Origin of the sequence: Humidesulfovibrio sp. (genome assembly GCF_030689645.1) — a bacterium.
Lineage (GTDB): Bacteria > Desulfobacterota > Desulfovibrionia > Desulfovibrionales > Desulfovibrionaceae > Humidesulfovibrio.
The window spans coordinates 1-8,497 of the sequence record NZ_JAUYFU010000035.1 but is presented as its reverse complement, the minus strand read 5'-3'; the positions used below and the strand labels follow the sequence as shown (position 1 = coordinate 8,497).

6 protein-coding genes are annotated in these 8,497 nt (G+C 66.0%); 1 reads left to right on the top strand and 5 read right to left on the bottom strand.

The window, feature by feature from the left end:
- The 4 genes from Q8O35_RS05550 to Q8O35_RS05535 form a co-directional block, all read right to left on the bottom strand.
- Positions 1-1,295 (bottom strand): PAS domain S-box protein (locus tag Q8O35_RS05550; RefSeq protein ID WP_305571492.1); only part of this gene is annotated, 1,295 nt, incomplete at its 3' end.
- A gap of 290 nt (positions 1,296-1,585) precedes the next feature.
- Entirely contained in the window at positions 1,586-3,409 is a 1,824-nt protein-coding gene (locus Q8O35_RS05545) for a homoserine O-acetyltransferase (RefSeq protein ID WP_305571490.1), read from the bottom strand.
- Positions 3,406-4,755 carry an O-acetylhomoserine aminocarboxypropyltransferase/cysteine synthase family protein gene (locus Q8O35_RS05540; protein WP_305571488.1) on the bottom strand — a complete coding sequence of 450 codons (1,350 nt, stop codon included), beginning with the start codon at positions 4,753-4,755 and terminating at the stop codon, positions 3,406-3,408. The genes Q8O35_RS05545 and Q8O35_RS05540 overlap by 4 nt, the downstream gene beginning before the upstream one ends.
- 162 nt (positions 4,756-4,917) lie before the next feature.
- The gene (locus tag Q8O35_RS05535) at positions 4,918-6,774 is read right to left on the bottom strand and encodes a bifunctional UDP-sugar hydrolase/5'-nucleotidase (RefSeq protein WP_305571486.1); all 1,857 of its coding nucleotides are present in this window, start codon (positions 6,772-6,774) and stop codon (positions 4,918-4,920) included.
- A 259-nt stretch (positions 6,775-7,033) separates the two neighbouring features.
- Between Q8O35_RS05535 and Q8O35_RS05530 the strand changes: the two genes are divergently transcribed.
- Positions 7,034-7,846: an alpha/beta fold hydrolase gene (locus tag Q8O35_RS05530; RefSeq protein ID WP_305571484.1), complete on the top strand. Its 813-nt coding sequence runs from the start codon at positions 7,034-7,036 to the stop codon at positions 7,844-7,846.
- Between the two features lie 48 nt (positions 7,847-7,894).
- Here the strand turns inward: Q8O35_RS05530 and Q8O35_RS05525 are convergent, their stop codons facing one another.
- Positions 7,895-8,368 (bottom strand): EVE domain-containing protein, encoded by a 474-nt coding sequence (locus Q8O35_RS05525; RefSeq protein WP_305571494.1) that lies wholly within the window; start codon positions 8,366-8,368, stop codon positions 7,895-7,897.
- Positions 8,369-8,497: the final 129 nt, after the last annotated feature.

Genomic DNA, 8,497 nt, shown 5'->3' with positions numbered 1-8,497 from the left:
GCCAGAAATTCACTTTTGGCCTGGTTTGCAGCCTCGGCGGCGTCGCGGGCGCGGGTGAGCTCGCCTTTGGCCGCATGCAGTTCGCTCAGGTCCACATCCAGGCAGTAGAGTTCCTTCCTGGCTTCATCGATGCCCTGCATGACGTGGCAGGAGAATACGGGCACCAGGGAGCCGTCCTTGCGCATGAGTTCAAGCTCGCCGGAAGGTATTGCCATACCGTCCTCAGCCCAGGCCCGGATGCTCTCAATGACCACAGGGCGAAGGGGCGGCGGTATGATGAGCTCCTCAAGCTTGCGGCCTATGGCCTCCTCCGCCCGGTAGCCGTACAGCGCTTCGCTGGCGGCGTTCCAGTAGATGACGGTGCGGTCCTGGGCGTAGCCCTGCACGGCGATGGCGGGCACCTCGTCGAACAGGGTGCGGAAGCGGGCCTCGCTGAGCCGGAGGGAGTCGGCGATGCGCCGCTGCTCGGAGATATCCTGAAAAAACCCGATGGTCGCGGGGCCATCGGGCAGTTGGATGGTGGAGGCCGTGGCGTGGGTCGGAATGATGCGCCCGCTTTTATGCACCACATCGACCTCGTACTGTCCGGTGGCCTCCAGCCCCTCCTCGCGCCGCATGGCGCGTTCGATGAACTCCTGCAGATGCTGGGGTGCCACGAAGTCGCGGATCTCCATGCCGATGACCTCGGCGCGGGTCTCGAAACCCATGACCGCGGCCATGTGCGGATTGGCATACAGCAGGCGCAGGTCGCGGGCGATGGCGATAGGGATGGCGGCGGAATCGAAAACGGCCCGGTAGAAGCTCTCGCGCTGCTCCAGCACGGTCTGGGCCGCCTTCTGGACGGAGATGTCGCGCAGGAGGCAGTGCGTGCAGCGTACTCCGTCGCCGGGCCGGTGTTCGGCCATGCCGTCGATGTTGACGGTGAAGCGCTCGCCGTTCTTGCGCACGGCAGTGCATTCAAAGCCAGTGGAGCGGCCGGTGCTGACCATGGCCAGGAAATTGGCCGACTGGGCCTCGTGGTCTTCCGGGGCGATGAATTGTCTGAAGAATTTCCCTATCACCTCATCGCGCGTATAGCCGAAAAGATCCAGCCAGCCTTGGCTGACGGCACGAAGGCGGCTGTCGGCGTCCAGCGACTGATACGCCAGCGGAGCGTTCTCAAGCAGCCTTCCGGTCCGGGTTTCGTTCATGGCCAGAAGGGCTTTGGCCCCGGCGAGCTCCAGGCGCAAGGCCTCGTTCTCCCTGGCCAGGGCTTCCCACTGGCGACCATTTTCGTCATCCGGGCGCAGAGTCACGGCATTTGCTCCTGGAGGCCTCTGGCCTCGAGCATTACAGGCAAAGGGGGCAGTACTACAGTCTAGCAGTGATACGTATCTTTTGGCAACCACGCGGCGCTGCACGCTGGTTCCCAACGCAAGTTGCCCCTCTTTTCAAGGGAGTCCCCGGCTCTGGCTCTCCAGCGGCTTCGCCAAGCCCGGCGTTGTCCACGCCTTCCGGGGGCGTCCTGGCCTGATCCCGCCAAGCTCAGGAACGCGCCTCCCCGGATTGGCTGCGGGTCTGCCGGGCCAATTGCTGTCTGGGGCTCCTAGGTTCTGGAAGGACCGCTCAGTACGCAGATGGCCATGTCCGCGCGGGTGTTGTAGTCGGCGTCCAGCTGCCCGCCCGTGGTCGAGTCGATGGCGATGCGTGACAGTATGCGGATGCCCAGCTCAGCGCACAGAGCCTCGAAGTCCTTGATGCTGAAGAAGCGGATGGAGGGCGAGGACCACCACGGAAAGGGCAGGCCCTCGGTGACGGGCGAGGTGCCGTTCTCGGCCAGCTGGCGCACGGCTTCGGCGTGGGCGAAGTTGGGGAAGCTCACGATGCCGGTCTTGCCCACGCGCAGCATCTCGGTCAGCACCTTGTCCGGCCGACGCATGGCCTGCAGGGTCTGGCTCAGCACCACCACGTCGAACTGTCCGTCGGCGAACACGCCCAGGCCGCGGTCCAGGTCGCGTTGCACTACGCACAGGCCTTGGGCCACGCACTCGATGATGTCGCCGGGGTTCAGCTCCAAGCCCAGGAGCGTGCCGCTGCCGCGCTGACGCAGCCTGCCCAAAAGCTGGCCCGAACCGCAGCCAAGGTCGAGCACGCTGGCGCCCGGCTCAATGAGCTCCTCAATGCGCGCCAGGTCCAGGCGGTTTTGGAAAAAGATGCTGCGCACGTTGGTTGGGGCCGCGCCGCACTGGGCCTCGGGTTCCTGGTCTTCGGGCACGCAGCCGCAACCCTTGTCCAGAAACCCGGCCATGAGCGGGCCGTATACAGGCAGGTCGTTCTCCAGCAGGAAGGCGTCGTGCCCGCAGTCGCTGTCGACTTCAAGGGCGCTGACGCTTTTGCCTTGGGCGAGCAGCGCATCCACCATGCGGCGGCTGTGGGCCGGGGGGAAAAGCCAATCCGTCCGGAAGCTAACCACCAGGGACGGGCAGGCGATGCGCCCCATGGCCGCCTCCAGGCTGCCGTGGTCGCGGCCCAGGTTGAACTGGTCCATGGCCAAGGAAAGGGTCACGTAGCTGTTGGCGTCGAAGCGCTCAACGAACCGCCCGCCCTGGTACGCCAGGTACGAGCCCACGCTGAACTCCTTCTCGTAGGCATAGGCCACATCGCGCGGATGCTCGCGGTCCGGGTCGAACTTGCGCGACATGGTGCGGTCGGAGAGGTAGGTCACGTGCCCGATCATGCGGGCGATGGCCAGGCCGTCGTCGGGCTTGTGCTCCTGGTCGTAGTACTGGCCGTTGTTGTAGTTGGGGTCCTTGAAGATTGCGTTGCGGCCAACGATGTCGAAGGATAGAGCCTGGCTGGACAGGCAGTGGGTGGTGGCCAATAGGATGGCCGAGCCCACGCGCTCCGGGTGCTCTATGGCCCAGGTCAGGGCCATCATGCCGCCCATGGACCCGCCGATGACCGCGTGGAGTTTGTCGATCCCCAGCTCGTCCAGCAGGCGTCTCTGCACCTCCACCATGTCCGCGATGGTGATGCGCGGGAAGTCGCCGCCATAGGGCCTGCCCGTGCGCGCATCGATGCTTGCCGGGCCGGTTGTGCCCCGGCAGCCGCCCAGCACGTTGGCGCAGATGACGAAGAAGCGGTTCGTGTCCACGGCCTTGCCCGGGCCAACCGCGATGTCCCACCAGCCCGGAGCGTCGCCCTCGTCATGCCGGGCCACGTGGGAGTCGCCGGACAGGGCGTGGCAGATGTACACCGCGTTGTCGCGCGCGGAGTTCAGCTCGCCAAAGGTCTCGTAGCATACGCTGACCTGGGGCAGCTCTCCGCCAAGGCGCAGGGGCAGCGATCCGGGCAGGGTCAGGGTCTGCGCGTGGGGCAGTTCGCCCGCTCCGCGCGCGGCGTCGCTTCCGCCGAAAACGGGATCGCTCACGCTGTGGCCCCCTTGCATGCGCCGCCGCAGTCCACGGCCAGGCGCAGGGCCTGGTCCAGGTCGGCCAGGATGTCGGCCAGATCCTCCAGGCCCACGCTCAGGCGGATGAACTCCGGCGTGACGCCCGCGGCCAGCTGTTCGGCGTCTGAGAGCTGCTGGTGCGTGGTGGTGGCGGGCTGGATGACGAGCGTCTTGGCGTCGCCGATGTTGGCCAGGTGCTTGGCCAGGCGCACGTTGTTGATGAAGATGCGGCCAGACTCCTTGCCGCCCCCGGGCCCTGACGATTTAATCCCGAAGCCCATGATGGCCCCGGCCCCGTTGGGCAGGTACTTTTGCGCGTTCTTGTGGTCCGGGTGGCCGGGCAGGCCGGGGTAGTTCACCCAGGCCACGGCAGGGTGGGTCTCAAGCCACTGGGCCACGGCCAGGGCGTTCTCGCAGTGGCGCGGCATGCGCAGGTGCAGGGTCTCAAGGCCCAGCAGGAACAGAAAGGCCGCAAAGGGGCTCATGCAGGCCCCGGTGTCGCGCAGCCAGTGGGTGCGCATGTGGATGATGTACGCGAGGTTGCCCAAGGGCTTCAACGCCTCGGTGAAGATCATGCCATGGTAGGCCGGATCGGGCGCGGCGAAGTCCGGCCAGCGCGCCGGGTCTGCGGCCCAGTCAAAGGTGCCGCCGTCCACCACGGCTCCGCCCACGTGCACGCCGTGCCCGCCGATGAACTTGGTGGTGGAGTAAACCACGATGTCCGCCCCGTGCTCGATGGGCCGCAGCAGCATGGGCGTGGTCACGGTGTTGTCCACCATCAGGGGCACGCCGAGGCCGTGGGCGATGTCGGCCAGGGCGCGAAAGTCGGCCACGTCGTTTTTCGGGTTGCCCACGCTCTCCAGGTACACGCAGCGGGTGTCGGCGTCGGCCAGGGCCTTGATAGCTTCCGGCTTGCCCGGATCAAAGAAGCGCACCTCCACCCCGAACTTTTTGAAGGTCTGGGTGAACAGGGTGGTGGTGCCGCCGTACAGGCTTTTGCTGGCGAGGATGTTTTGCCCTGCATGGGCCAGGGTGAGCAGCGCGCCGGTTATGGCCGCCTGTCCGCTGGCGAAGCAGAGCGCGCCCACGCCGCCGTCCAGAGCGGCCAGGCGCTTCTCCAGCACGTCGTTTGTGGGGTTCATGAGCCGCGAGTATATGTTGCCGAACTCCTTCAGGGCGAAGAGGTCGGCCGCGTGGTCGGTGCTGGTGAAATTGTAGGACGCGGTGGCGTAGATGGGCACCGCGCAGGCGTGGGTGGCCGGGTCGTCGCTCTGGCCCGCATGCAGGGCGCGGGTGCCTAGGCCCAATGTCTTTTCTTTCGTCATGACGCGATCTCCTTGGGTTGCTGCGTCAAACACTACCAATTGGGTGCGATTAGCTTTGCCGGGTGCGGCTGTCAACGTGAAATGACATGGGCCGCCCGTCGTTCATTTTTGAGGCTTTCTAGGCCCTGGCAAGGCGTTGCGCCGGAATTCCATGGCCGCGCATCATGCGGCACGGGACAGAAGCTCCGCCCGTTCCGCCGCCCGCTCTAAAGAGGAGCGCAACTTGCCCGCTCCAGTCGGCGCTTCGATGACCACGCGGGCAGGAGGAGGCGAGATGTCGCCCTTGGCTCCCAGGGCGGCCAGATATTCCGCAAACACATCGTGCTCAATATAGCCGGTGTCCACGCGGTTGCCCACAGCGTTCTTCAGGGTGGTCAGGCCGTCGCCGCCCCCGGCCAGAAAGCTGTTGGTCACCAGCCGGTAGGTTGCGGTCATGTCCAGCGGGGTCGCGGTTCCGGCGGCAGGGCGCAGGACCAAATCGGCAATGCGTTTGCCCTTGGGCTGCAAGGGCCGGATGACGTAGCTCAGGCCTGCGGTGTGGACCACAACAATCTTGTTGGGGTCGTTGTTCTCCGGCGGGCGGGTGGTCAGGCGGAACTCAACGGCGTCTTCCAGTGCGTCTTTTATCTGCGCACCGCTCAGGTCCAGGGTCACCAGGGTGTTGCCAAAGGGCAGCACGCCCATGATCTGGCCCTGGGTGAGCGGCCCGGCAAGCAGGTCGCGGCGGATGCCGCCAGCGCCCACAAAGGCGATCTGCGCCCCCGGCATCTTGGCCAGATAGGCGTCGGCTACAAGGGGGCCGGGATCTGTGGCCGTGCCGCGGATCATGTCCTTGGCTGCCGTCGCGCCCAGGGGCGCGTTTTGGAACGCGGCGATCTTTGCGGCATAGGGCGCGAGCTTCGCCAGCATGGCCGGGTTTTCCGGGTACACGCGGGCAATGCCGGAAGCCTCCACGGCGGCGCGCACGGCCTTGCCGTCAGCCGAAGCAGGGTCCAAGGCAACGCCGCCCATGCGGAAGCCATCGCCCGCCACGAGCCGGGGCGCGGCGCTGTGCCCGGTTATGCGCCCTTCGGCGTCAAAGGACATGGAAAGCACGCCCAGGACCTCGCCCCATTTCCAGGCCTGGACCACGAGGACGGCTGCGCCCTCCGGGCCTTGGATCACCGTGGGATACGGCCCGGCTGGCTTCAGGCCGAGGGAGGCCAGGCGCGCGCGGTCGCCCAGCAGGGTGTGGGTGTGCCCGCCCACGATGACGTCGAGGCCAGCAACGGTCTTGGCCAGTTCCTGATCCGCGTCGTAGCCGTTGTGGGAGAGCAGGATGATCTTGTTCACGCCCTGGGCCTGCAATTGGGCCACTGCGGCGCGGATGGCCGGAGCTGGATCCAGAAAGCGCGCGCGGCCCACGTCTTTGGTCATGAGCGGCGTGGACGGGGTGGTGGAGCCGATGACGCCCACGGGCTCCGCGCCGAACCGGAGGATTGCGTAGGGCCGGATGCTCCCGGCCAGAGCGGGCTCTTCCGATGCGTCGATGTTGGCCGAAAGCACCGGAAAACGCGCCAGGGCAAGCATGCGGCCTAGCTGCGCCGGGCCGCGGTCGAACTCATGATTGCCCAGGCTCATGGCGTCCAGGCCCAGCGCATTGAGAAACTCGAACTCCGGCGCGCCCTGGAACACGTTGAAGTACAGCGTGCCCTGCACCGCGTCCCCGGCGTGCAGGGTCAGCACATTCTTCTCGCCGGCCCGCACCTCGTCCAGCGCGGTTTTGAGCCGGGCCATGCCGCCAAGTTTGGCGCGCACGATCTGGCGCTGGCCGTCCGCATCCACGGTGAGGTTTTCGTCCGAGGGCTCAAGGGCGGAGTGGGTGTCGTTCATGTGGGCGATGGTCAGGCTCAATGGCTGGCGGGGGGCGGCGCAGGCGGCCAGGGCCAGGGCCATGACCAGGGCCAGTGCTGGCAGCAGGCGGGCCGCCATGCCCGAGCCGGGGCGCTGGGCGGGGCGGGATTTCGTCGCATGAGGCATGGCTGGTTCTCCTCGAAGGGGCGTTCAGCGCTGCCCGGCTGGTGGAACCGGCGGGGATGAAGCGCGTCTGCCCGGCACTGTGGCACCCTGCGGCGCAGATGAAAAGAGGCCGCTCGGGTGAAAAATGAAACAGGGAGAAAAAGCCTCGCGCAGATGCGGCGGAACATTGCGCCGCACCTCGTCCTGAGGTAGCTTTAAGGCGTTATTCCCAGCTCTTGCCAGAGTCCTCGAATTGTCCGAACCTGAAGGAGACCGTCGAATGAAGAAAAGCCCCTGGGCGCTGCTGCCCCTGCTGTTGTTGCTGCTTGTTTGCGCATCCGGCGCGCTGGCCCAGGACATTCAGCCTGTGGGCAAGCCCGTGGGCAAGGACGCCCAGGGCAATGTCATCCGGCAGGTGCGGGTGGGCGGCATCGACATGGGCTACAAGCTCATGGGCAACGGCGAGCCCCTGGTGCTCATCCCTGGCCTGGGGATGACCATGGACCGCTGGCCCCAGGCAGTGCTGGAGGCCTTCGGCAAGAAGCGTCAGCTCATCGTGCTGGACAACCGCGGCATGGGGCACAGCACCGCCGACGCCACGCCTTTCAGCTATCCGCTTTTTGCGGCTGATGTCATTGGGCTCATGGACGCCCTGGGTGTGAAGCGCGCCGACGTGCTGGGCTTCTCCATGGGCAGCACCATCACGCAGCAGCTTTTGCTCAGCCACCCGGACCGGTTCAACAAGGCCATCATCCACGCAACCACCACGGACGGTGGTCCTGTGGCCGACGGCCTGCGCAAGAGGACCTATACGGACCCCATAATCCTGCGTCAGTTAGCGGCGAGCGCCACCTGGAAGACCCCCCTGGACAAGCTTCCGGCCATCCCCAACCAGACGCTGCTGCTGGTTGGCACCGCAGATCCCGTGGTGGGATCGGAGAGCTCCAAGGTCATCGCCTCCGCCATTCCTGGCGCGTGGCTGGTGCAGATCAAGAACGCCAGCCATGGCCTGATTCTCGAAGCGCCCGAGCAGTTCACCAAGATTGTGCTGACGTTCCTGGACGTGGACGCCACGGTGAAGCCCAGGAATTAGCGGCGGCCTGCCGCAAGGGCGCGGGTGCTGAGGGGGCTGGCGGCTCCCTCAGCCTGGTCCGTCTGTTTTGCCCATCTGGCTGATTATGTTGAATTCTTCTTCGGTGATGGGCATCACTGACAGCCTGGACCCCTTGCGCAGCAACTCCATGCCGGACAAGGCCCGCACCATGCGCATGGCCTTGAGGGGCACAGGCCTGGCGAACTTCTGATCGAAGCGGACGTCCACCGCGAACCAGAGCGGCCTTTCCGGCGGGCTCCTGGGGTCGAAGTGCCCGTCGTCGGGATTCCAGGCTGTCTCATCGGGATACCCGGCCCGGACCACACGCACGGAACCCACTGCCGAGGGATCGGTCACGCTGTGGTAGAAGAGCGCCAGGTCGCCTTCGGACATCTGATCGCGCAGGAAATTTCGGGCCTGGAAATTCCGCACGCCGCTCCAGCAGGTGGTCTGGTCCGGCTCTGCGGCAAGGTCATCGATGGAGTAGCATCCCGGCTCCGACTTCAGGAGCCAATACCTCATTCCCATGGCGTCAAGCCTCCTTAGGGCAATGCGCAGATCGTGTTTGGCGGCGGTTCGGAAAGCAATCCTGCCCCCAGACATGCACGCAGGGTCCTCGCCTTGGGGGCAGTGAGCCCTGCCGTGCGCCTG

What these genes read in the sequence shown, in the direction of transcription:
- Q8O35_RS05540 (WP_305571488.1), bottom strand. Translation starts at nt 4,755, where the DNA reads ATGACGAAAGAAAAGACATTGGGCCTAGGCACCCGCGCCCTGCATGCG.
- Q8O35_RS05535 (WP_305571486.1), bottom strand. Translation starts at nt 6,774, where the DNA reads ATGCCTCATGCGACGAAATCCCGCCCCGCCCAGCGCCCCGGCTCGGGC.
- Q8O35_RS05530 (WP_305571484.1), top strand. Translation starts at nt 7,034, where the DNA reads ATGAAGAAAAGCCCCTGGGCGCTGCTGCCCCTGCTGTTGTTGCTGCTT.
- Q8O35_RS05525 (WP_305571494.1), bottom strand. Translation starts at nt 8,368, where the DNA reads ATGAGGTATTGGCTCCTGAAGTCGGAGCCGGGATGCTACTCCATCGAT.